Raw genomic sequence first — 21177 nt, 5'->3', positions numbered from 1 at the left:
TGTCAGCCCAGGTCGACGAGGTCGACCAGGTCCGCGATGGAGTCCACGACGGTGGACGGCCGGAACGGGTACTTGTCGATGTCGGCGACCGTGGTCAGCCCGGTGAGCACCAGGAAGGTCTGCATGCCCGCCTCCAGACCGGCCAGCACATCGGTGTCCATCCGGTCGCCGATCATGGCGCTGGACTCGGAGTGCGCGCCGATCGCGTTGAGCCCGGTCCGCATCATCAGCGGGTTCGGCTTGCCCGCGAAGTACGGGGCCTTGCCGGTCGCCTTGGTGATCAGGGCGGCGACGGAGCCGGTGGCGGGCAGCGGGCCCTCGGCGGACGGGCCGGTCTCGTCCGGGTTGGTGCAGATGAACCTGGCCCCCGCGTTGATCAGCCGGATCGCCTTGGTGAGCGCCTCGAAGGAGTACGTACGCGTCTCACCGAGCACCACGTAGTCGGGGTCGTGGTCGGTGAGGACGTACCCGATGTCGTGCAGCGCGGTGGTGAGCCCGGCCTCGCCGATGACGTACGCCGTGCCGCCGGGGCGCTGGTCGTCCAGGAACTGGGCGGTGGCGAGGGCGGAGGTCCAGATGTTCTCCACGGGCACGTCCAGGCCCATGCGGTTCAGCCGGGCGTGCAGGTCGCGGGCGGTGTAGATCGAGTTGTTGGTCAGGACCAGGAAGGGCAGTCCCGAGTCACGCAGCCGCTTGATGAAGGCGTCGGCGCCGGGGATCGGGGTGCCCTCGTGGATGAGGACCCCGTCCATGTCGGTCAGCCAGGACGAGATCGGCTTGCGCTCTGCCATGTGGGACTCCAGTTGCCGTACGCCAGGTGCGGGGACGCCGGCGGCACCGCGTTGTGCAGCGCCGACGCCCCAGAGTTTAGGCCGACTGTTCGATCTGGAGGTACTGGCTGAGCGTCCGGATGATCAGTGGTCCGCGCGACGGGTGCGGCGGGTGGCGAGCACCATCGCGCCGCCGCCGATCAGGAATCCGGAGACGGTGAGGGCGGGCAGGGGTACGGGGACGGAGATGCCGGTGGCGGCGAGCTGCGGGACCCCCGCCGGGTCGGTGCCGGGCGGGACGGGGCGCCGGGTGGTGCCGGTCCTGCCGGGGTCCGCGTACCCCTCGTCGCCCTTGCCCTTCACCGTGCCGCTCCCCTCGTCCTCGTCCTCGCCGGTGCCGCCCACGTGCTCCCGGCCCGTCCCGTCCGCGCTCTCCCGGTCGCCGTCCGTCTCACCGGTCCCGGTGCCGTCCTCGTCGGGCTCGACCACGGAGAACGGGTAGTCCTCGGACTCGCCGACCCACTCCCCGTCGCCGCCCGTACCGCTCCCGCCGCTCCGGCGCTGGACGATCGCGGCGTTCGCGGTGATCCGGCCCGGGCTCGTGTCGGAGGTGAAGGCCAGCCGGACCTGGACGGTGACGGTACGTCCGGCGGGCACCGTGAATCCGGGGAAGGCGTCGTCGCCCTCGCCGCCGAAGACCCCGATGTGCTCGTCCCGGTCGGTCGTCTCCCAAGTCACGCGGTGCTCGACGCCGGGGTGGGCGCGCTCCGAGAACTGGAGCTGGATCTGGTCCGAGGTCAGCGCGCGGTCCTCGTCGGTGAGGACGAGCACCGGGTGAATGGCCCGGCAGGACTCGGTGGTCGTGTTCGTCAGGTCCAGGAACCAGGTGCCGTAGCCGCCGCCGGACGCGTAGGTGTCGGGTCCGCCGTGGATCCGGGTGTCGATGGGGAAGTCGTCCGACGCGGGGTTGCCGCAGGCCGGCTGCTGGTCGGCGGCGGCCGATCCGGGCACACCCGCCCGGATCGGCCCGCTGGCCGTCCCGGCGACCGCACTGCGCTGCGGGGCGGCGGACGCGGTCGCCCCGCCGAGGACCACGGGCATCACACTCGCGGCGGCCAGCCCGAGCGCCAGCCCGTGCCGGGTGCGCCCGGTCCCGGGAGATTCGGTGGTCTCGGTGGGCTCGGCGGGTTCGGGTGGCATGGCAGGGCAGCCTCCACTTCCTACGGCAACGACCGGTCGGGCCGGAACGCCACGCGCGGCGCGTCTCCGGGCCCTAGGGCGTGTCCGCAAAGTCCCGTCGTACGCCCGAAGGGCGTGGCCTGCGGCGTCTGGTGCTTCCCCAAGTTCTCGGCTTCGCTCGAACAGGGGAGACCCCACTTCTCGGTGTGCCGGCCGATATCCCTCGTACTGGACGTACTTGGGATTTCGGCCGGTGCGGCGAGAGTGCGTGCCAGGCGTCGCGGGCCAGACGGGACTTTGCGGACACGCCCTAGGGGTGGCCGAGACTGCCACGCGCGCGCGTGAGCCCGCCGCAGGCGTGCCGGGGGGCCCGCCCGAAGGGGGCACGGGTGCGCCCGGACGGCGGAGGACGAGTCCCCGGCGCACGTGGCTCAGGCGCTGCCGGGTCCGTGGGTGACGGCGGGGCGTGCGCCCCCGGTCAGCCCGCCGCAGGCGCCTCCGCCGGGGCCACGCGGCCGAACAGCGGGGCCAGCACCAGCTGTGCCGCGCCCTCCGCGACCGGGCGGTCGCCCTCGTGGGCGGTGACCGGGACCGGGGTGCCGCGCACCCCGTCGCGGCGGGCACGTTCGTCGAGGACCGCGCGCACGCCGCGTACGTACGTGTCGGGGTCGGCGGCGACCGTGCGGCCGCCCAGGACCACGCGGTCGATGTCGAGGAGCCCGACGAGGTTCGCGGCGCCGGTCCCGAGCACCCTGGCCGCCTCGGCCGCGTCGCCCCGGCGGGCGGCGGCCAGGCAGAGCGCCTCCAGGCAGCCACGTCCGCCGCAGCCGCAGCGGAGGCCGTCCAGCTGCACGGTCTGGTGGCCGAACTCGCCCGCCCCCGTCCGCTCCCCCCGGTGCACCGCGCCGCCGAGGACGAGGCCCGCGCCCAGGCCCGTGCCGAGGTGGAGGTAGGCGAAGTCGGCGGGGCCGTCGGCGCCGAGGGCGAGGCCGAGGGCGGCGGCGTTGGTGTCCTTGTCGAGGACGACCGGCAGCCCGGTCCGGGCGGCGAGCGCCTCGCTCAGCGGGAAGCCGTCCCACTGCGGGAACCCCGTGACCCGGTGCAGCACCCCGCCCCGGTGGTCCAGCGGCCCCGGGGCCGCGACGCCCACCCCGAGCACCGGCAGCGCCCCGTCCCCCCGCACGGCGGCGACCGCCCCGGCGGCAGCCGCCAGCACCTCGTCCGCCGGGGCCCCGAAGTCCAGCGGAGCCGTCAGGCTTTCGGCGACGACGCCCGCGAGGTCGACCAGCACCACCGTCAGCCCGTCGCGGTCCAGGTGCAGCCCCACCGCGTGCCCAGCCTCGGGGACCAGCCGCAGCACAGTCCGGGGCTTGCCGCCCGTGGAGGCGCGGCGGCCCGCCTCGGCGGCCAGGCCCTCGGCGCGCAGCCGGGCGGTGATCTTGCTGACGGCCTGCGGGGTGAGCCCGGTGCGCTCGGCGAGTTCGAGCCGGCTGATGCCGCCCTCGCCGGCCACCCGCAGCAGGTCGAGGACGAGGGCCGCGTTGTGGCTGCGCAGGGCGGGAAGGTTCGCGCCGGTGGTGCTCCTGTTCACGGACCCATTGTGGCGCGCGCTTGCACTTTGGCAACAGCGTTGCCAAAGTGGGACCCATGACCACCTTGCGCGTCGGACTCGTCGGCTTCGGCCTGGCGGGGTCCGTCTTCCACGCCCCGCTGATCACGGCCACCGAAGGACTGGTCCTCGACACGGTCGTCACCCGCGACGAGGAGCGCCGCGCCGAAGCCCGCGCCGCCTACCCCGGCGTACGGTTCGCCGACTCCCCCGACGAGCTGTGGCAGCGGGCGGACGAGCTGGACCTGATCGTCATCGCGTCGCCGAACAAGACCCACGTACCGCTGGCGCGGGCGGCCCTGGAGGCCGGGCTTCCGGTGGTCGTGGACAAGCCGGTCGCGGGCACGGCGGCCGAGGCCCGCGAGCTCGCGGCGCTCGCCGAGGAGCGCGGGCTGCTGCTCTCGGTCTTCCAGAACCGCCGCTGGGACAACGACTTCCTCACCCTGCGCGCGCTCCTCGCGGACGGCGCCCTGGGCGAGGTCCAGCGCTTCGAGTCGCGGTACGAGCGGTGGCGCCCGCAGCTGAAGGGCGGCTGGCGCGAGTCCGGCGACCCGCGTGAGATCGGCGGGCTGCTGTACGACCTGGGCAGCCACGTGGTCGACCAGGCGCTGACCCTGTTCGGCCCGGCGGCCCAGGTGTACGCGGAGTCCGACCTGCGGCGCCCCGGCGCGGCGGCCGACGACGACACGTTCGTGGCGGTCACGCACACCTCGGGCGTCCGTTCGCACCTGTACGTGAGCGCCACGACGGCCCAGCTCGGCCCGCGCTTCCGGGTGCTCGGGTCGAGCGCGGGCTTCGTGAAGCACGGCCTCGACCCCCAGGAGGCCGCCCTGCGCGAGGGCGCCCGCCCGGCGCCGGGCGAGCCGTGGGGCGAGGAGGGCGAGGAGCTGTGGGGCCGGCTCGGCGCGGGCGAGTCCCCGCTCACGGGCGGCGGCACCCCGGTCCGTACGCTCCCGGGCGACTACCCGGCGTACTACGCGGCGGTCAACGACGCGCTGCGCGGGACGGGCGACAATCCGGTGACCGCGCTTCAGGCCGCCGAGACCCTGGACGTCCTGGAGGCGGCCCGCCGCTCGGCCCGCGAAGGGGTCACCGTCACCCTGCGGCCCATCGGCGCCTCCGCCCACGCGACCGAGGAGCAGCCCGTATGAACCCCACCGCTCCGACCATCTCCGAGCTGATCGCCCAGGAGCGCCGGCTGACGCTGCCGCACTTCGGCTACGACGACGCCTACACGCTCGGCGGGCTGCTGGTCACCCTGGCCCGGGAGCGGCACGCCCCGGTGGCGATCGACATCCGGCGCGGGGCGCAGCAGCTGTTCCACGCGGCGCTGCCCGGTTCGAGCGCGGACAACGACGCGTGGATCGACCGCAAGCGCCGGGTCGTCGAGCGGTACGGCGAGAGCTCGTACCTGGTGGGGACGCGGTTCCGGGCGAAGGGGACGACATTCGACGAGGCGTCCCGGCTCGACCCGGACGTGTACGCGGCGCACGGCGGCTCGTTCCCGATCGCGGTCGAGGGCGCGGGCGTCATCGGCTCGGTGACGGTCTCGGGGCTGCCGCAGGCGGAGGACCACGCACTGGTGGTGGAGGCGCTGGAGCAGTTCGTGTCGCGGATCGACGGCTGACGCGAGGCGGAGGGGTGGGGTCCGTACGCGACGGCCCCCACCCCTCCGATGTATTGCAGCCTTCTACGCGTCCTTCAGCTCCTGCCGCTGCCGGCCGAGCCCGTCGATCTCCAGCTCCACGACGTCACCGGCCCGCAGATACGGCTTGGGCTCGGGCTGCCCCATGGCGACGCCGGCCGGGGTGCCGGTGTTGATGACGTCGCCCGGGTGGAGCGTCATGAAGTGGCTCAGATAGCGGACGACCTCGCCGACCGGGAAGATCTGGTCGGCGGTGGTGCCGTCCTGCTTCAGCTCGCCGTTGACCCAGAGCTTCAGCGGCAGGGCCTGCGGGTCGGCGACCTCGTCGGCGGTGACCAGCCAGGGGCCGAGCGGGTTGAACGTCTCGCAGTTCTTGCCCTTGTCCCAGGTGCCGCCGCGCTCGATCTGGAACTCGCGCTCGGAGACGTCGTGCGCGACCGCGTACCCGGCGACGTGGGCGAGCCCTTCCTCCGCCGTGTCCAGGTAGCGCGCGGTGCGTCCGATGACGACGGCGAGCTCGACCTCCCAGTCGGTCTTCACGCTGCCGCGCGGCACGAGCACGGTGTCCTCGGGCCCGACGACGGTGTCGGGGGCCTTGAAGAACAGGATCGGCTCGTCCGGGATCCGCGCCCCGGTCTCCGTGGCGTGGTCGTGGTAGTTCAGCCCGATGCACACGATCTTGCCGATGCGGGAGAGCGGCGGGCCCACCCGCAGCCCCTCGGCGTCGAGCGCCGGCAGCCCGCCGGGCGCGGCCGCCGCGGCCCGCACCCGGGCGAGCGCGTCCTCGTCGGCGAGCAGGGCGCTGTCGATGTCGGGGACGACGCCCGACAGGTCACGCAGGGTTCCGTCCTCGTCCAGCAGCGCCGGTCGTTCCGCGCCCGCCGTACCCACACGAAGCAGCTTCAAGAGTCGTTCTCCTCGGTCGGATCAGGCCCGTCGGATGGGTGGCGGCCATCGCAGGCTTGTCCGATCCTCCAAGACATCCGATCACTCCGCAAGACCCTGTTCACCACCTGGACCGGGCCGCCCGGCACCGCCGTTACGCGGCCGTGGCGACCGCGGCGCCCGGCACGGTCATGTCGCGGTACAGGAAGGCCCGCTCGATCGCGGTCCAGGTCGTGCTGGTGACCACGTACAGCGCGGCGGCCAGCGGCACGAAGGCGACGGTGAAGAGGGTGAAGAAGGACATCAGCGGCATGAGCTGGTTCATCGCCCCCATGCCGGGCATCGGCTGCCCGTCCGGGCCGGCGGGCGGGGTGACCGGGTTGGCGGCCATCTGACGCTTCGTACGCCCGTAGTTGAAGGTGGCGACGGCGGCCACGATCGCGAAGAGGCCCACGTAGACGAGGCCCTGCGCGCCGAAGAGCCCGCCGTGCGACAGGGCGTCGTGCCAGCGCTCGCCGAGCGGGGCGTCGAAGAGCTGGTGGCCGAGGAGCGAGTTGGCCTTGTCGCCGATCTTCTGGCTGGAGAAGAGGTGGTAGAGCAGGAAGAACGCCGGCATCTGAAGCAGGCTCGGCAGGCAGCCGGAGAGCGGCGAGACCTTCTCCTCGCGGTGCAGCTCCATGAGCGCCTTCTGCATCTTCTCGCGGTCCTTGCCGTGCTTCTTGCGCAGCTCGGCGATCTGCGGCTGGAGCCGGCGCTGCGCCTTCTGCCCGCGTGCGGCGGCCCGCGAGAGCGGGTGCACGGCGAGCCGGACGAGCGCGGTGAACAGGACGATCGCGGCGGCGGTGGACGCGCTCTGGAAGAGCGGGTGGAGCAGGTCGGCGAAGGCGCCGACCAGGCTGGCGAAAGCGGACATGATGGCGGACATGGGTGAGCCCTCCGGGGTCTCGTCATGCGGGAAGCGAGGAGAACGTGCTTCGGCGTGACGGGTCCGCGAAGGGCCTTCAAAAAAGGGCGGTGTCCTTACGCGGCCGTCAGGAGGGCGCGGCCCGGTGCTCGGGGACGGCGGCGCCCCTGGGCGTCCGGGTCCCGTTGCGGAAGGAACGCGGTGCGCTTCTCCCTCTCGCGCATGGCGGTGCGCACCCGGGTGCGGGGCACCGGGGCGGCGCAGCGGGCGCTGATGACCGAGCAGGCGACGAGCGCGGTGCCGGCGGCCGCCGTGGCGGCGAGCGCGACGGCGGCGGAGAGGCTGCCGCCCTCGGCGAGGAGCACCTCGGTGAGCAGGAAGAGGAGCAGCCCCGCGGGGCGCAGGACACGGGAGAGACCGTCGCGTACGCGGCTCATGGCGTCGGTGTCCATGGGCGGTGCCTCCCTTCCGTATCCGCTGCTGTCGGTCCATCCGTTATACACGACCGGCCGAGCGGGTCAACGTACGTTGACAGCCATCCGGTCCGCCTCGACCTCGTCCCGGGCCAGCACCTCGTCGTCCGGCCGTTCGTCACGCTCGCGCGGACCGGCGTACGTCACCGCGAGCGCGACGGCCAGGTTGGCGGCGAGGGCGACGATGCCCGCGTTCACGCCCCACACCGGGTCGTGCTCCGTGAAGACGAACCCGCACACCACGCCGACCCCGACGACGAGCCCGGACAGCGCCCCGAGCAGCGTCAGCCGCCGCCACATCAGCCCCAGCAGCACCATGGGGAGCAGCTGCGCCATTCCCTCGTACGAGATGAGCGAGAGGCGTACGAGGGTGTTGGGGGCGGTGTACGTGAGGAGCAGCGCCAGGGCGCCCGCGACCACGACGACCAGCTGCGCGGCGCCCTTCTGCCGGCGCTCCCAGCGGGGCACGAGCGAGAGCACACTGCGGCCCCACATCGTGCCGATGACCAGCATGAACACGGCCATGGGCACGATCGAGGAGAGCGCGGCGGCGACCCCGATGACGCCGACGGACCAGGCGGGCAGCGAGTCCGTGACGAGCTTGAAGAGCGCGAGGTTGGACTCGGCGCCGACCAGCCCCGGCACGACGAACAGCGCCGCCATGCCGAGCAGCATCGGCACGAAGAGGAGGACGTTGTAGGCGGGCAGCCACATCGCGTTGCGGCGGAGCACGTCGGCGTTCTTGGCGCCGAGGTAGCCGGCGACGGTGGTCGGGAAGATCACGACGGTGAGCGAGTTCAGGAACGACGTGGTGATGAACCACGCCTGTCCGAGCCCGCTGTCCCCGTGGCCGGGGAAGGTCAGCCACTCGCTCTTCTCGGCGACGAGCCGGTCGAGGAAGGGCCCGTAGCCGTCGAAGTAGTGCACGGGCACGTAGATCGCCAGGAAGCCGAGCGTGACGATGACCAGCAGGTCCTTCAGCACGGACACCCAGGCGCTGCCGCGCAGCCCGCTGACCACGACGAAGCCGGTGGTGACGGCGAAGGCGATGAAGTACGCCCAGTTCAGGCTGATGGTGCCGTACGAGATCGTGGAGACGACGACGCCCATGCCGGTGATCTGGAGCTGGATGTACGGCAGCAGGAACACGGTCGCCAGGACGGCGACGAGCGCGCCGAGCCAGGGCCGCCCGAAGCGGTGCGCCACCATGTCGGTGATCCCGACGAGACCGTGCTTCCGCGCGTACGCCCACAGCATGGGCCCGACGACGTAGCCGACGGCGTAACCGCAGGACATGTACGCGACGACGTAGAGGACGGGCGCCCCGTAGTTGTATCCCCAGCCGGCGGCGCCGAGGTAGCTGAAGCTGGTGTAGCCCTCGCCGGCCATCAGCACCCAGATGAAGACGGTGCCGAGGCTGCGCCCGCCCACCGACCACTCGGCGAGCCCGCCCCCGCCGCCGCGTCTGCCGCGTACGGCGAGCAGCCCCAGGGCGACGGTGGCGACCATGAAGACCCCGAAGACGGAAGTCGCGACGGCGGCGTTCACCGGCGGTCACCCCGCCGGGTCAGCCATACGGCGACGGGGGTCAGGAGGGTCGCCCCGAGCAGCCAGAAGAAGAGGAACGGCAGCCCGAGAACGACGGGCCGGACCCGGTTCACGAACGGCAGCGCCCCGAGGTAGAGCACGTAGGGGACCAGCAACCACAACAACTGCGGACGTCGTCTGAGCACGTGGAGACACGTTAGAGGGTCGGCGGCGGGTCCGTGGCCGGTGGTCGTCAACACCTCCGGCACGCGACCGGGCTCACGCCCCGGGCCCGCGGAGTGGCCCCCGTCGCGTGCCCGCACAGCAGTACGGTGTGGTGCATGCGCCCCGAGACTCCTGCCGACCACATCTCCGAAGCCGAGCGTCTGCTCCGCACCGCGGCGCAGTACCCCGAGGACCACGAGCCGCTGCTCCTCCAGGCCGCGGCCCACCTGGAACTCGGCGGCGACCGCGCCCGCGCCACGACGCTCTACGACGACCTGCTCGGCGACCCCCGCACCGAGCACCCGCAGCTGGTGAAGGCGCTCAGCGCCGCGAACCTGTGGGAGTACGGCCACGAGGCGGAGGCCCGCGCGCTGATCGACGGCGTCCGCGTGGCGGCCCCGCAGGAGGCTGCCCCGTGGGAGATCGCGGCGGAGACGCTGGAGGCCCACGACGAGCTGGAAGCGGCCCACGACCTCTTCTCCACGGCCCTGCGGCTGCTCATCGCCCCGGGCGAGGAGGTCCCGTACCAGACCCAGTCGCTGCTGACCGGCCGGCACCGGGTGCGCCGCCTGATGGGCGTCGGGCACGACGCCTGGGACGAGCTGGCGGACACCCTGCACACGGCGGCGGTCCCGCTGGACGAGCTCCACGACCCGAAGCGGCTGTGGTCGCTCGGCTCGTCGGACCCGGGTGAGCTGCGCGCCGAGATCACCCGCCTGCGCGCCGAACTGGGCACGTACCGGACGGCGTTGTCCCGCCCGTTCCCGGTGGCGGTGCTGCACTGGCCGGCCGCCGAATTCCGCGAACTCCTCACGGCGTACCCGAGCCTGGGCAGCGAATACGCCTCCCATCCGGACCACCTGGCCCGCCTGGAGACGGCCCTGCGCGACCTCCAGGCGGCGGGCACCCCGAACCTGGGCATCGTCCGGGGCACGGTCCCCTCCTACGAAGCCTTCGCCGCCTCCGAATCCGCGTCCCCGGCGGACCCGGACCTCCTCCCCCAGTACGCGACGACCCTGGCCGCGCGGGGCCGCGCGGTGCCGTGGCCGCCGGCGAAGAGCGCGGAGTGCTGGTGCGGGTCGGGGGAGTCGTACCGGGGGTGCCATGGGGGGCGGGTGTAGGGGGTCTCGGGGCGGCCCGGGGCCTTCGGGTCGCGGCGGCCCGGGGCGGCGGCCCGATTAGTGGATGCCGGGGCGCGCCCCGGCTCCGTACCCTTCGCCCATGCCCGAACTCCAGCGCCTGCGCCCCGACCACGCCCCGGCCGTCCTCGCGTTCGAGGAGGCCAACCGCGCGTTCTTCGCGGCGTCGGTCCCGGACCGAGGCGACGCGTTCTTCGCCGACTACGCGCCCCGCCACGAGGCCCTGCTCGCCGAACAGACCGCGGGGATCTGCCACTTCCACGTGCTGGTGGAGTCGGGCGAGATCCTGGGCCGCTTCAACCTGATGGACGCCACCGCCGGCACGGCCGAACTCGGCTTCCGCCTCGCGGAGCAGGCCACGGGCAGGGGCCTGGCGACCACCACGGTGCACCAACTCTTCGACCTGTGCCGCACGCGGTACGACCTGACGACGCTCAGGGCGAGAGCGGCGGTGCGGAACGCGGCGTCGCGGGGGGTGCTGAGCCGGACGGGGTTCGTGGAGACGGGGGAGGCGGTGGTGTTGAACGGGGAGCGGGGGGTGGGGTTCGTGCGGGTGCTGGGGGCGGCGACTCCTGGCTAGTGCTTTCACTGTCCGCCCCCCTTGATACAACTGCGCACACAGGTATCGCGAGGAGGGGTGGCCCATGGTCAGCAGCGCTTCAGCCGCGGCGCCGGTTGCCGGGCTCTATGAGACGCTGATCACCCGGCGGCTCGAAGAGCGGATAAGGCAGCTCGACGCCGCGGGCTGGCGGGCGATCGACGATGTGGTCGGAGCGGGCTCCGCACCTCACGTCCTTTCGCGCCACATCGCCAATACCGTGCGTCGGGTGCTGCAGGGGCTCGATCCGGCGGAACAGGTCGTAGCCGCGAATCACATCCTCGAATCGATCAAGACCATCAAGGGCGCCGCCGCGTGGGTTGACGTAGTCCTCGACGGACCGCGACAACTGCTCGCAGTCGCCGAGCAGAAGGCTCCAGGCGTCTATGCCGTACGTCCGGCCACGCCTCTCTCCGACACCGCCCTCATCACCAACGCCCCCGAGGACCCGAGCCTCGGATTCGAGTTGCGTGCGGAGCTAGCCACGACGGACCGTGTGGATCTCCTCTGCGCGTTCGTGAAGTGGCACGGCCTCCGCGTACTCGAAGACGCACTCGCCTCCGCCCGAGATCGGGGTGTCCCCATCAGGGTGCTCACCACGACGTACATCGGAGCAACGGAACGACGCGCCCTCGACCGCCTCGTCCGCGAGTTCGGCGCCGAAGTGAAAGTGAACTACGAGCTCCGCTCGACTCGCCTGCACGCCAAGGCTTGGCTCTTCCGCCGTGAAACGGGCTTCGACACGGCGTACGTCGGCAGCTCCAACCTGTCTAAGGCGGCGCTCCTCGACGGCCTGGAATGGAACGTCCGGCTGTCCTCAGTGGCAACCCCCTCTGTTCTTCGCAAGTTCGAGGCGACCTTCGACGCCTACTGGAGCGAGCGCTCCTTCGAAACGTACGACCCCGACGCCGACGGTCAGCGTTTGGACGAGGCCCTTGCCCAGGCCAGTGCCCCCTCCGACCTCCGGGGCAACCACGTCATCACGCTTTCCGGGCTGGAGGTCCGTCCCTACCCCCACCAGCGCGACATGCTGGAACGCCTCGAAGTCGAGCGCACAGTCCACGAGCGGCACCGCAACCTCCTGGTCGCAGCCACCGGTACCGGCAAGACGGTGATGGCCGCCCTGGACTACAAGCATCTGCGGCAGAAGCACGGCCGGGACCTTCGCCTGCTCTTCGTGGCCCATCGCAAGGAGATCCTGGAGCAGTCCCTGCGCGTCTACCAGAACGTTCTGGTGGATGCGAACTTCGGCGAGCTCTGCTACAGCGGGGAGGTGCCCGACGACTGGACGCACGTCTTCGCAAGCGCCCAATCGCTCAAGGGACATACGCTGGACCGCCTTGCCCCGGACCACTTCGACGTCATCGTGATCGACGAGTTCCATCACGGCACGTCGGACACTTATCGGCGGATCGTGAAGCACTTCGATCCCGTGGAACTCCTCGGCCTCACCGCCACCCCCGAGCGGATGGACGGAAAGAGCATCCAGGATGAGTATTTCGATGGTCGGATCGCAGCTGAGATGCGGCTCTGGGAAGCCCTCGAAAACGAACTGCTGAGCCCGTTCCACTACTTCGGTGTCACCGACAACACCGACCTCAGTGCCGTCACTTGGAAGCGCGGGGCCTACGACACGAACGCTCTCGGCAACCTGTTCACGGGCAACGAGGCTCGCGCCAGGCTTGTCGTCAAGGCCGTGAAGGACAAGGTCACCAACCCTGGAACGATGCGGGCTCTCGGTTTCTGCGTCACAGTGGCTCACGCCGAGTTCATGGCCGACTTCTTTCGACGCGCCGGGCTCAAGGCGGTCGCGCTCTCCGGTGAGACGCCGCGGGCCGAACGCAGGGCTGCACTCGACGAGCTCCGCGCCGGGGCGCTCCAGGTGATCTTCTCGGTCGACCTGCTCAATGAAGGGCTCGACATCCCCGATGTCGACACTCTGCTCCTTCTCAGGCCGACCTCAAGCGCAACCGTCTTCCTTCAGCAGTTGGGGCGCGGTCTTCGCAGGACCGAGAACAAGGCCGTGCTGACCGTCCTCGATTTCATCGGTCAACACCGCAAGGAATTTCGATTCGAAGTGCCCCTCCGGGCCCTGACCAACCTGACACGCAACCGTCTGCTGACGAGCATCGAGCACGACTTCCCGCAGCTGCCTTCGGGTTGCCACATCATCCTTGAGAAGAAGGCCAAGGAGCTGATCCTCGACAACGTCCGCAACCAACTCAAGGTCAACGTCACACAGCTCGCGCGCGAAGTCTCGGAGTATGCGGAGCTGCGGCTCTCGGCCTACCTCCGGGAGAGCGGTCGAGAGATCAAGGAGCTGTACCGCGGTAACGGAAACTCCTGGACGGGCCTCCTTCGCCGCGCCAAGCTTCTGGATCCGACTGCCCCCGAGGGCGAGGCGGCGCTCCTGAAGCGGGTGCCGGCGTTCCTCCACGTCGACGACCCGGCCCGCGTCTCGGCGTACACCAGGCTCCTCAGCGACGACGCCCCCGCGTACGACCGATTGGACCCACAGGACCAGGCGTACGCCCGCATGCTCTTCTTCTCCCTGTGGCCGCTTGGGGGCGGGTTCGCAGGCTACGGGGAGGGCCTGGACACCCTCCGCGGTCAGCAGGCATTCCGAGATGAGGTCCGCCAGATACTCACCCATGTTCTGGAGCTGGCCGACCACCTCCCCATCCCGCTCAGCGGGGCGCACGCCGATCTGCCACTGACCGTCCACGCCTCGTACAGCCGCGAGGAGATCCTCACGGCCCTGGACGAATCGAAACTGGGCGGGTTCCTGCCAGGGCACTTTCGCGAAGGAGCGAGGTGGTGCGAGGGCAAGCAGACGGACGCCCTCTTCGTCACCCTGGAGAAGGATGAGAAGGACTTCTCTCCGGAGACCCGGTACAAGGATTACGCGCTGAACGAGTCCGAGTTCCACTGGGAGTCCCAGAATCAGACTTCAGAGACGTCCGCGACGGGCGTTCGCTACCAAACCCACCAGAAGAAGGGCACCCACATCCTCCTTTTCGCCCGGCGTTACAAGAAGACGGACATCGGAGGCCCTCATCCCTGGATGCTGCTCGGGCCAGCCGACTACGACACCCACGAGGGAAGCAACCCCATGGGCATCACTTGGAAGCTGCGCCACGAGATGCCTGCCGACGTGGTGACATACTCCGCAATCGCGTCCGGATGACGGGCATTCGGCGGGCGGACCGTTCCGGGTAGTCCACGACTCACACGAACCCGGGGTCCGACTCCGCTTCGAAGAGAAGCTGCGCGCGATCAAGCGCTTCGTCCGCATCGAAGCCGTGCGCCGCGAGCCACAAGAGCAGGTCGGCGATCAAGCCCGTGGCTGTTTCCGCGGCCTCCCTTGCGGTCGTCGCCCTGGGCCGCGTAGCTTTCGCGCGCTCCCCAAGGCCACAGAGCCCCAGAAGCGCCTCGGCCTTCGCTACCTGCCCACTTCCGATGTGGCTGTCGGGGGACTGCAAATCTGTGGCGATCTCGCACCACGTGACTTTGGAGTCGCCGCGTAGGATGACGCCCCAGCGGGCGGCCACTCCATCCACCAGCGCCACGCCCCGTCCCTGCTCGCTCAGATCGTCCGACCTGACGAGCGTGGGGAGACGCCGCCCGTCCGGATCGCTCACCTCGATGCGCACGTAGCTGCCGCTCATACTCACCTCAAGACAACTAGGCGTTCCAGTGCCTACGTGCTTGATGACGTTGCTGGCCAGTTCGGTCACGCAGAGCTGAGCCGCGGGAGCCACCGACGAGAGCCCCCAGAGCTCAAGGCGTCGCCGGATCGCCTTCCGCATGCTGGCCAGCTCGCTCGGCTCCGCCAGGAACGGCAATTCCCACTTTCGTCGCTCGACGCCAAAACGACATCCGCCCATGCCAGACCATCCCTCCACAGAACGGCGATCACCATCCGTGAGCGCCATGGACCATAGAGTTGCATTGGAACTCTCAAAATGGAACTCTCACTTCGTTCTCTCAGGGGCACGAGGTGTCAGCGCGCGCCCCCGGCGTACGCCTCCTTGCCTGCAGGACTCGGCAGCGTGCACCCTCAGAGATCGACTCGAAGGGCATGGAACATGTCAGTTGGACCAACAACCCGTAGGCGGCAGCTCGGAGCCGACCTGCGCCGTCTACGCGACGCCAAGGGGCTCACCTTGGAGGAGGCGGGCGCCCGGGTAGGCATCTCCAAAGCCACACTGAGTCGGTACGAGACAAAGGAAGGCGTGGTCAAATGGCCTGCCGTAGACGCGCTGTGTCGCGAGTACGGCGCCTCTGACCAGGAGCGGCAGTCACTCATCGAACTGGCCAAGGGCGCGCGCATCCAAGGCTGGTGGCGTTCACTGGCGGACCCGATCCCGGAGTCCATGAACCTGATGCTCACCCTCGAAGACGAGGTGGTGAGTGAAGGGCACTACGCCTGCATGTACGTCCCCGGACTGCTGCAGACCCGCTCGTACGCCGAAGCCGTCCACCGCGCATCCGAGATGAGGTGCAGCGACCAAGAGATCAATCACATGGTCGACATCCGGATGAAGCGTCAGGAGTTGCTGTCGCGCGACGAGCCCCCACACCTCTGGGCGGTGATTGACGAGGCCGTGATCCGGCGCATGGTCGGGGGACGCTCCGTCATGCGCGAGCAGTTGCAGCATCTGATCACACTCTCGGCTCAGCCCCACGTCACGGTCCAGATTCTGCCGTTCTCCGCAGGGGCGCACGCGGCGGCTGTAGGCAGTTTCGTCCTCCTGGGCGGGGCGACGCCGGAGCTCGATGTGGTCTACGTGGACATCCTCGGCGGCGGCCTGTTCATGGAAAAGCCTCAGGAACTCGAACGCTATAGGCTGGCGTTCGAGTATCTGCGCGCCCAAGCACTGGACCTCCAGTCGTCCGTCGCGCTGTTGAACGAGGTGTGCAGGGAGCTGTGATGGAACACGAAGACGGCTACCAATGGTTCAAGTCGTCGTACAGCGGTGGCAGCGGCACGGAGTGCGTCGAGGCCGCGTTCATCGGTGGCGGTGCCGCCGTACGCGACAGCAAGCAGCCCCTCAAGGGGCGGTTCCGCGTGGACTCGAAGGCTTGGGTCCACTTCGTCAGGTCGGTCCGGGTACGCCAACTGGGCTGAGCCGTCGCGCGGACCGCCTCCGGGGCCGCATCGCTTCGGCGCATCCCGCTCCGGATCGGACCGGGCAGTAACGCCTCCCGGATCACCTACGCGCCAGGAGTCGGGCGGCCCCGGCCGGGACGCGCCTCGATCGATTGCCGCAGGCCGTGAAGCGGACGCGCCGCGCCGCGGGTCATCGCGCGCGAGTGGCCGGAAGCCGTTCTCCGGCAACGCACCCGCTGTGACCTGGGTTACCTTCAGGAGGACTGATGGGAGGGGTTTGATGACTCGGGGCTGGGAAGCCGATCCTTCTTCGCCGCTGCTGCGCCGTCTGGGCAAATCCCCCGCCGAACTGGGCACCACGGGTGGCGAGCAGGGGTGTCCGGACATCTGGGAGCTGGCAAACGGCGACATCGCCGTCGTCGGCCGGGACCTCACCGACTCCTACCTGCCACACCTTCCACCGGGGCTCGTCGTCGCCCCGGACGAACGGATCGTCATCATTCCCCGCAGGACGGCAGCCGCGGCGAAGGGGGACATCCCCGATGCTTAGCCTGCAGCCCGAGGGCCCGGGCCGGCGCCTCGCGCTCCATGACTACTCCGTGGACTTCGACCACCACTCACGCCACGCACCATCCGCGCGCATCCCTGGGAGCCCCCATGGCGGCCCGACCCCTTCTCTTCCTCGACGTCGACGGACCGCTGAACCCATACGCCGCGCAGCCCGAACGGCGGCCCGTTGGCTACACCACTATCCGCGTCCCCCGGGACGGTCTCGCCGCCACGGGGCACGGCGGGCTCCGGTCCTCCGCGACGCCGTTGCGGGTGTGGCTCAACCCGGGCCACGGCGAGGCCCTGTTGGCGCTCGGGTACGAGTTGTGCTGGGCCACCACCTGGATGGACGACGCGAACACGTGGATCGGGCCCGTTCTCGGGCTGCCCGAGCTGCCGTTCGTGGAGTTCGGGGACGGGCTGTTCCGGGAGCGGCCCGACGGTGTGCACTGGAAGTGCGAGGCGTTGATCGCGTACGCGGGCGGCCGCCCGTTCGCCTGGGTGGACGACGAGCAGAGCGACGCCGACCACGCCCACGTGAGCGTCCACCACCCGGGGCCGGCGCTCCTCCACCACGTAAATCCGCGGATCGGGCTGCGGGACGACGATTTCGCCGCCCTGGCCTCCTTCGCCGCGTCGCTCGACGGGCCCGCTTCCTCTTGAGCGTCCGACGAGCGACGATGGGTACAAGTAGGGAGGGGCCGCAGTCCGTGGTCCCTCCGGTGCAGTGGGGGAAATCATGGTTCTGGTCATCGGTGTCGTCGTCGGTCTTGTCGTGGTGCTCGGCGCCATCCTCGTCGCGCTCCGCAAGCGCGGGGGGTCCGGCGAGCGCGGGGCCTGGGAGCGTGGGGCGGCGGAGCAGGGGCAGGCGCAGGGGCTGGCGGACGGGCACGCGCGGAGCCAGAACATGGGGCCGTACGGGGGCTGAGCGCGGCGGCGCGGAAGCGGTCGGCGGCGCGGAAGCGGTCGGTGGCGCGGCAGGCTCGCTGTCCCTCAGGGCCCGGGCCCGCCCCGGCGCCTCAGGGTCGGGGGCCGTCCGCCGGCAGGTAGCCGAGTTGGGCCGCGTGGACGCCGGCCTGGAAGCGGCTGCGGGCGTCCAGGTGGCCCAGGAGGCCGGTGGCGATGCGGCGGGCGGTGCGGGGGGAGACCCCGAGGCGCTTGGCTATGGCCTCGTCCGTGTAGCCGCGGGCCAGCAGGCGCAGGGTCTCGTGTTGTTGGCGGGTCAGTGAGTGGTCGGCGGGTCTCTCGCACGGACCGAGGGGTTCGGCGTCGTCCCAGACGTTCTCGAACAGGGCCTCCAGCGCCGCGATGAGGCCCGGGCCCGACACCACGAGGGCGCCGAGCGAGGAGTCCTGGTCGTCCAGGGCGACCAGGGCCAGGCGGTGGTCGGTGATGATCATGCGGGTGCTGAGCGAGGGGGCCGTGCGGATCCCGGCGCCGAGCGAGGCCAGCCAGGTCACGTGGGCCACCGTGGGCGGGTGGTTGTGGATGCTGTCGAGATAGACCGTGCGCATCCGCACCCCGCGCTCCAGGAGCTCCTGGTTGAGGGGGCGGGAGGCGTGCATGTTCTCCTCCGTCTGCGCCCCGCCCGTCGCGAAGGTCAGGATCTCCTCCTTCACCTCCTCGTGGAGCCGCACCAGGTAGTCCCGTACGTGGTCCACGCCGTCCAGGTGCACCACCGGCGGATCGCCGGCGCCTGGATGGGGGGCGGGGAGGCCGCAGAGGAGTTCGGCCACGGCCGCCTCCCCGTCCGCCAGCCGCTGCCGTTCGGCGGCGAGCAGTGCGCGGCGGCGGGTCAGCAGCATCTCCAGGCCCAGCCGGGGGTCGACCACGTGCAGGCGCCGCCCACCGGTGCCGGCGGCCGGCCGCACCAGGGACAGGTCCAGTAATTCCTCTACTGCGGAGTCGAATTGGTGGCGCGTCAGGGGCAGCTGAGAGCTGTGCTCCGCGAGGGACGCGTACGGATCGGCGAGCAGTGCCCGGTAGACGATCTCCGCCGTGGCGTCCAGGCCCAAAGGGTCGAGCATCGTCCCTCCACACTAGGAGCACTGTCTCTTGCCGTATTTGTTACCTAGAGGCAGTGAAATCCACTCTGCAGCACCCCGGTTGCGCGGTGCTAAAAGGCCACGCCACGAGCGTGTGAACGGTGGCGGACCGTCTCCCGGGGGCCGGCGGCGGCCCGGGTATCCACATGTTGGACGGAAGGGGCCATGGCCTCATCGGTCCAGCGGTCTCGCCTTCACCGTCGCGTCACCCGCGTACAAAACTCACGGCTGTCGAACGCTCCCCACCACTGGTTCGAAAGGCTTCCGCATGACGTGTCTCCACCGGTTCTCCTGTCCGGCCTTCCCGTCCCTCGCCCTGCCCGAGCCCCCGGGAAACCGGCCGAACGACTTCGGCTGGCAGTAGTTCCCGGTCCGGTACGGGTACGACGAGGCAGCGGCCCGGCGACGGGCCGCCGAGAGTGTACGGGGAAGGCGGACGACGGTGCTGTTCCAACTGCTCGGGCCCCTGAGCATCACCGATGGGCGGGACCTCGTGGTCCTCCCGCCCTCCAAGCCGACCGCGCTGCTGGCCGCCCTGCTCATCCGGCCGGGGCGGGTCGTCTCCACCGACCACCTGCAAGAGGCCGTCTGGGGCGAGGAGCAGCCCACCACGGCCAAGGCCGCGCTCCAGAGCTGCGTCCTGCGGCTGCGCCGGATCTTCGCCAAGTACGGCATCGAGGACCAGGCCGTCGTGGCGGTCGCCGGCGGCTACCGCATCCACGCCGACGCCGAGACCCTCGACCTGCTCCACTTCCGGCAGCTCGTCGGCCGGGCGGCGGCGGCCGGTGAGGACTCCGAGCTGTACACCCTGCGGGCCGCCCTCGCCCTCTGGCAGGGGCCGCTGCTCGCCAACGTGCCCTCCGGGCTGCTGCACCGGGACGAGGTGCCCCGGCTGGCGGAGGAACGCCTGCGGGTCCTGGAACGGGTCTGCGACATCGAGCTGGGGCACGGCCGTTGCCGCGAGATCCTGGTTGATCTCTGGGAAGTTACGCGCGTATATCCGGCGCACGAGCGGTTCTCCGAGCAGCTGATGCTGGCTCTGTACCGGACCGGGCGGCAGACGGAGGCGCTGTCGGAGTACCGGAGGATCAAGGCGTACCTGCGCGAGGAACTCGGCGTCGACCCACGGCCCGGGCTCCAGCGTCTGGAACTGGCGATCCTGCGCGGCGACGACCTGGGCGCCCCGGACAACGGGCGGGCCCCCGTCTCGCTCGTGAGCCCCGTATCGCCACCGGCCGTTCTCCCGTCGCGGGTGCTTCCGCCGGAGGGCCGGGGCGGCGACGGTGGCGGTACGGCGGTGGCCCCCCTCCCCGCAGTGGCCCCCCTTCCCGCAGAGGCCCCCCTCCCCGCCGTGGCCCCCCTCCCCGCGGTGCCCGGCTTCACCGGGCGCCGGACCCAGGTGGAGGAACTCGTCCCGCTGCTCACGGGCGCCTCCCCGGTCGCCGTGCTCTCCGGGGCGCCCGGCATCGGCAAGACCGCGCTCGCCCTGCACGTGGCGCACCTGGTGAGCGGGCATTTCCCGGGCGGCTGCGTCCTGGTGCCGCTGACCTCGCCCGACGGCACCCCGCGCCCGACCGAGGAGGCCGCCGCCGAGCTCCGCGACGCGCTGCCCGCGGGGTCCGGCACCGGGCGGGGCCGTACGCTCCTGATCCTCGACGACGCCGTCCACCCCGACCAGGTGCGCCCCCTGCTCACCGCCAACGCGGGCGGTGCCGCGATCGTCACCAGCCGGATGGGGCTCGCCGCCCTCGTCGCCACGCACGGCGGCACCGTGCACCGGCTCGGCGCACTCGGCCCCGAGGAGTCGTACGCCCTGCTCACGGCCGTCCTGGGCCGGGAACGCGTCGCCGCCGAGCCGGCGGGGGCGCGGCTGCTGACCGAGGTGTGCGGGCACCATCCGCTCGCCCTGCGGATCGCCGCCGCCCGGCTGCTCACCCGCCCCCTCCTCAAGCCGGCCGACTGCGCGCGCTGGCTCCGCCACGGCCTGCCGGCCCGCCTCAGCCTGGCCGACGACCCCCGGATGTCCGTACCGCTGACCCTGGACGAGGCGGTGGGGCGGCTCCCTCCGGTGCTGGCCGAGGCACATCTCCGGCTCGGGGCCGCGGCGCGCGGCCCGCTCACCGCGGACCTGGCCGCCACCGTTCTCGACGTGCCGTGGGAGACGGCGGAAGACGTGCTGGAACGCCTTCTCGACGCGGGCCTCCTGGAGGAGGAGTACCCCGGCGCCTTCCGGATGCACGACCTGCTGCGCGCGCACGCCCGGCGCGCGACCGCCTCCTCCGTCGCCGCCCCCGCTCCCGGGCGCGCCCGGGAACTCCCGCGCCCGCCACGGCGCGGGGAGACACCCCAGGCGGGCAGTACCCGGCCCACCGCCCTGCGGTGACGCCCCGTCACCGCGCCGCAGTCACCGCCCACCGCGTCCGCCCGGACCGGCCGCCCCTCCCCTGACACCCGGTACCACCGCCCCGTACATCCCCACCCGCCCCCAGCCGGACAGCGCGGCCCGACCCCGGGCC

The 21177-nt window shown here is 71.3% G+C and carries 21 protein-coding genes; 11 read left to right on the top strand and 10 right to left on the bottom strand.

Going from position 1 to position 21177, the window contains the following annotated elements; translation table 11 throughout:
* Positions 1 to 2 precede the first annotated feature (2 nt).
* From ACIQZN_RS05790 to ACIQZN_RS05780, 3 genes are all read right to left on the bottom strand, one after another.
* The gene (locus ACIQZN_RS05790; RefSeq protein WP_018518008.1) at positions 3 to 791 is read right to left on the bottom strand and encodes an HAD-IIA family hydrolase; all 789 of its coding nucleotides are present in this window, start codon (positions 789 to 791) and stop codon (positions 3 to 5) included.
* A gap of 123 nt (positions 792 to 914) precedes the next feature.
* Positions 915 to 1970 carry a hypothetical protein gene (locus tag ACIQZN_RS05785; RefSeq protein ID WP_403988726.1) on the bottom strand — a complete coding sequence of 352 codons (1056 nt, stop codon included), beginning with the start codon at positions 1968 to 1970 and terminating at the stop codon, positions 915 to 917.
* Between the two features lie 457 nt (positions 1971 to 2427).
* Positions 2428 to 3540: an ROK family protein gene (locus tag ACIQZN_RS05780; protein WP_403988724.1), complete on the bottom strand. Its 1113-nt coding sequence runs from the start codon at positions 3538 to 3540 to the stop codon at positions 2428 to 2430.
* Between the two features lie 56 nt (positions 3541 to 3596).
* On the opposite strand from ACIQZN_RS05780, the gene ACIQZN_RS05775 reads away from it, so the two are divergent.
* Complete coding sequence (locus tag ACIQZN_RS05775; RefSeq protein WP_403988722.1) at positions 3597 to 4709, top strand: Gfo/Idh/MocA family oxidoreductase; 1113 nt, start codon at positions 3597 to 3599, stop codon at positions 4707 to 4709.
* Positions 4706 to 5185, top strand: a complete 480-nt coding sequence (locus tag ACIQZN_RS05770; RefSeq protein WP_403988720.1) for a heme-degrading domain-containing protein — start codon at positions 4706 to 4708, stop codon at positions 5183 to 5185. The genes ACIQZN_RS05775 and ACIQZN_RS05770 overlap by 4 nt, the downstream gene beginning before the upstream one ends.
* Positions 5186 to 5248: 63 nt before the next feature.
* Here ACIQZN_RS05770 and ACIQZN_RS05765 read toward each other — a convergent pair whose 3' ends face one another.
* The 5 genes from ACIQZN_RS05765 to ACIQZN_RS05745 all read right to left on the bottom strand — a co-directional run bounded on the left by ACIQZN_RS05765 (position 5249) and on the right by ACIQZN_RS05745 (position 9168).
* The gene (locus tag ACIQZN_RS05765) at positions 5249 to 6109 is read right to left on the bottom strand and encodes a fumarylacetoacetate hydrolase family protein (RefSeq protein ID WP_403988718.1); all 861 of its coding nucleotides are present in this window, start codon (positions 6107 to 6109) and stop codon (positions 5249 to 5251) included.
* 133 nt (positions 6110 to 6242) lie between these two features.
* Positions 6243 to 7013, bottom strand: coding sequence for a YidC/Oxa1 family membrane protein insertase (locus ACIQZN_RS05760; protein ID WP_403988716.1), 771 nt, complete (start codon positions 7011 to 7013; stop codon positions 6243 to 6245).
* Positions 7014 to 7108: 95 nt separating this feature from the next.
* Positions 7109 to 7444, bottom strand: coding sequence for a DUF6412 domain-containing protein (locus ACIQZN_RS05755; RefSeq protein ID WP_403988714.1), 336 nt, complete (start codon positions 7442 to 7444; stop codon positions 7109 to 7111).
* Between the two features lie 66 nt (positions 7445 to 7510).
* Positions 7511 to 9013: a sodium:solute symporter gene (locus ACIQZN_RS05750; RefSeq protein ID WP_403988712.1), complete on the bottom strand. Its 1503-nt coding sequence runs from the start codon at positions 9011 to 9013 to the stop codon at positions 7511 to 7513.
* The gene (locus ACIQZN_RS05745; protein WP_018105675.1) at positions 9010 to 9168 is read right to left on the bottom strand and encodes a DUF3311 domain-containing protein; all 159 of its coding nucleotides are present in this window, start codon (positions 9166 to 9168) and stop codon (positions 9010 to 9012) included. Before ACIQZN_RS05745 ends, ACIQZN_RS05750 begins: the two co-directional genes overlap by 4 nt.
* A 165-nt stretch (positions 9169 to 9333) precedes the next feature.
* Here ACIQZN_RS05745 and ACIQZN_RS05740 point away from each other — a divergent pair, with 165 nt between their 5' ends.
* From ACIQZN_RS05740 to ACIQZN_RS05730, 3 genes are all read left to right on the top strand, one after another.
* Positions 9334 to 10338 (top strand): hypothetical protein, encoded by a 1005-nt coding sequence (locus ACIQZN_RS05740; protein WP_403988710.1) that lies wholly within the window; start codon positions 9334 to 9336, stop codon positions 10336 to 10338.
* 100 nt (positions 10339 to 10438) lie between these two features.
* Entirely contained in the window at positions 10439 to 10936 is a 498-nt protein-coding gene (locus ACIQZN_RS05735) for a GNAT family N-acetyltransferase (RefSeq protein WP_403988708.1), read from the top strand.
* A gap of 64 nt (positions 10937 to 11000) precedes the next feature.
* Positions 11001 to 14141: a DUF3427 domain-containing protein gene (locus tag ACIQZN_RS05730; RefSeq protein WP_403988706.1), complete on the top strand. Its 3141-nt coding sequence runs from the start codon at positions 11001 to 11003 to the stop codon at positions 14139 to 14141.
* A gap of 40 nt (positions 14142 to 14181) precedes the next feature.
* On the opposite strand, the gene ACIQZN_RS05725 is transcribed toward ACIQZN_RS05730, so the two are convergent.
* Complete coding sequence (locus ACIQZN_RS05725; RefSeq protein ID WP_403988704.1) at positions 14182 to 14889, bottom strand: ATP-binding protein; 708 nt, start codon at positions 14887 to 14889, stop codon at positions 14182 to 14184.
* A 153-nt stretch (positions 14890 to 15042) separates the two neighbouring features.
* Here ACIQZN_RS05725 and ACIQZN_RS05720 point away from each other — a divergent pair, with 153 nt between their 5' ends.
* The 5 genes from ACIQZN_RS05720 to ACIQZN_RS05700 all read left to right on the top strand — a co-directional run bounded on the left by ACIQZN_RS05720 (position 15043) and on the right by ACIQZN_RS05700 (position 17544).
* A complete protein-coding gene (locus tag ACIQZN_RS05720; protein ID WP_403988702.1) occupies positions 15043 to 15888 on the top strand; it encodes a helix-turn-helix domain-containing protein in 846 nt (281 codons plus the stop codon).
* Positions 15888 to 16085, top strand: coding sequence for a DUF397 domain-containing protein (locus ACIQZN_RS05715; RefSeq protein ID WP_403988700.1), 198 nt, complete (start codon positions 15888 to 15890; stop codon positions 16083 to 16085). The genes ACIQZN_RS05720 and ACIQZN_RS05715 overlap by 1 nt, the downstream gene beginning before the upstream one ends.
* A gap of 262 nt (positions 16086 to 16347) precedes the next feature.
* On the top strand, positions 16348 to 16617 hold the full coding sequence (locus ACIQZN_RS05710) for a hypothetical protein (RefSeq protein WP_403988698.1): 270 nt from the start codon (positions 16348 to 16350) through the stop codon (positions 16615 to 16617).
* 107 nt (positions 16618 to 16724) lie between these two features.
* Positions 16725 to 17279: a hypothetical protein gene (locus ACIQZN_RS05705; protein WP_403988696.1), complete on the top strand. Its 555-nt coding sequence runs from the start codon at positions 16725 to 16727 to the stop codon at positions 17277 to 17279.
* 76 nt (positions 17280 to 17355) lie between these two features.
* The gene (locus ACIQZN_RS05700) at positions 17356 to 17544 is read left to right on the top strand and encodes a hypothetical protein (RefSeq protein ID WP_403988694.1); all 189 of its coding nucleotides are present in this window, start codon (positions 17356 to 17358) and stop codon (positions 17542 to 17544) included.
* A gap of 91 nt (positions 17545 to 17635) precedes the next feature.
* Here the strand turns inward: ACIQZN_RS05700 and ACIQZN_RS05695 are convergent, their stop codons facing one another.
* On the bottom strand, positions 17636 to 18643 hold the full coding sequence (locus ACIQZN_RS05695; protein WP_403988692.1) for a LuxR C-terminal-related transcriptional regulator: 1008 nt from the start codon (positions 18641 to 18643) through the stop codon (positions 17636 to 17638).
* 460 nt (positions 18644 to 19103) lie between these two features.
* On the opposite strand from ACIQZN_RS05695, the gene ACIQZN_RS05690 reads away from it, so the two are divergent.
* Positions 19104 to 21044 (top strand): BTAD domain-containing putative transcriptional regulator, encoded by a 1941-nt coding sequence (locus ACIQZN_RS05690; RefSeq protein WP_403988690.1) that lies wholly within the window; start codon positions 19104 to 19106, stop codon positions 21042 to 21044.
* The last annotated feature ends 133 nt before the right edge of the window (positions 21045 to 21177 follow it).

It is taken from the genome of Streptomyces sp. NPDC097595, assembly GCF_044761525.1.
Classification (GTDB): domain Bacteria; phylum Actinomycetota; class Actinomycetes; order Streptomycetales; family Streptomycetaceae; genus Streptomyces; species Streptomyces drozdowiczii_A.
This window is presented reverse-complemented; position numbering and strand designations above follow the sequence as displayed.

Coding starts and splice junctions, on each gene's coding strand:
- ACIQZN_RS05755 (WP_403988714.1), bottom strand. CDS start 7,444: ATGGACACCGACGCCATGAGCCGCGTACGCGACGGTCTCTCCCGTGTC.
- ACIQZN_RS05740 (WP_403988710.1), top strand. CDS start 9,334: ATGCGCCCCGAGACTCCTGCCGACCACATCTCCGAAGCCGAGCGTCTG.
- ACIQZN_RS05770 (WP_403988720.1), top strand. CDS start 4,706: ATGAACCCCACCGCTCCGACCATCTCCGAGCTGATCGCCCAGGAGCGC.
- ACIQZN_RS05790 (WP_018518008.1), bottom strand. CDS start 791: ATGGCAGAGCGCAAGCCGATCTCGTCCTGGCTGACCGACATGGACGGG.
- ACIQZN_RS05730 (WP_403988706.1), top strand. CDS start 11,001: ATGGTCAGCAGCGCTTCAGCCGCGGCGCCGGTTGCCGGGCTCTATGAG.
- ACIQZN_RS05710 (WP_403988698.1), top strand. CDS start 16,348: ATGACTCGGGGCTGGGAAGCCGATCCTTCTTCGCCGCTGCTGCGCCGT.
- ACIQZN_RS05700 (WP_403988694.1), top strand. CDS start 17,356: ATGGTTCTGGTCATCGGTGTCGTCGTCGGTCTTGTCGTGGTGCTCGGC.
- ACIQZN_RS05720 (WP_403988702.1), top strand. CDS start 15,043: ATGTCAGTTGGACCAACAACCCGTAGGCGGCAGCTCGGAGCCGACCTG.
- ACIQZN_RS05735 (WP_403988708.1), top strand. CDS start 10,439: ATGCCCGAACTCCAGCGCCTGCGCCCCGACCACGCCCCGGCCGTCCTC.
- ACIQZN_RS05760 (WP_403988716.1), bottom strand. CDS start 7,013: ATGTCCGCCATCATGTCCGCTTTCGCCAGCCTGGTCGGCGCCTTCGCC.
- ACIQZN_RS05775 (WP_403988722.1), top strand. CDS start 3,597: ATGACCACCTTGCGCGTCGGACTCGTCGGCTTCGGCCTGGCGGGGTCC.
- ACIQZN_RS05715 (WP_403988700.1), top strand. CDS start 15,888: ATGGAACACGAAGACGGCTACCAATGGTTCAAGTCGTCGTACAGCGGT.
- ACIQZN_RS05705 (WP_403988696.1), top strand. CDS start 16,725: ATGGCGGCCCGACCCCTTCTCTTCCTCGACGTCGACGGACCGCTGAAC.
- ACIQZN_RS05785 (WP_403988726.1), bottom strand. CDS start 1,970: ATGCCACCCGAACCCGCCGAGCCCACCGAGACCACCGAATCTCCCGGG.
- ACIQZN_RS05695 (WP_403988692.1), bottom strand. CDS start 18,643: ATGCTCGACCCTTTGGGCCTGGACGCCACGGCGGAGATCGTCTACCGG.
- ACIQZN_RS05725 (WP_403988704.1), bottom strand. CDS start 14,889: ATGGCGCTCACGGATGGTGATCGCCGTTCTGTGGAGGGATGGTCTGGC.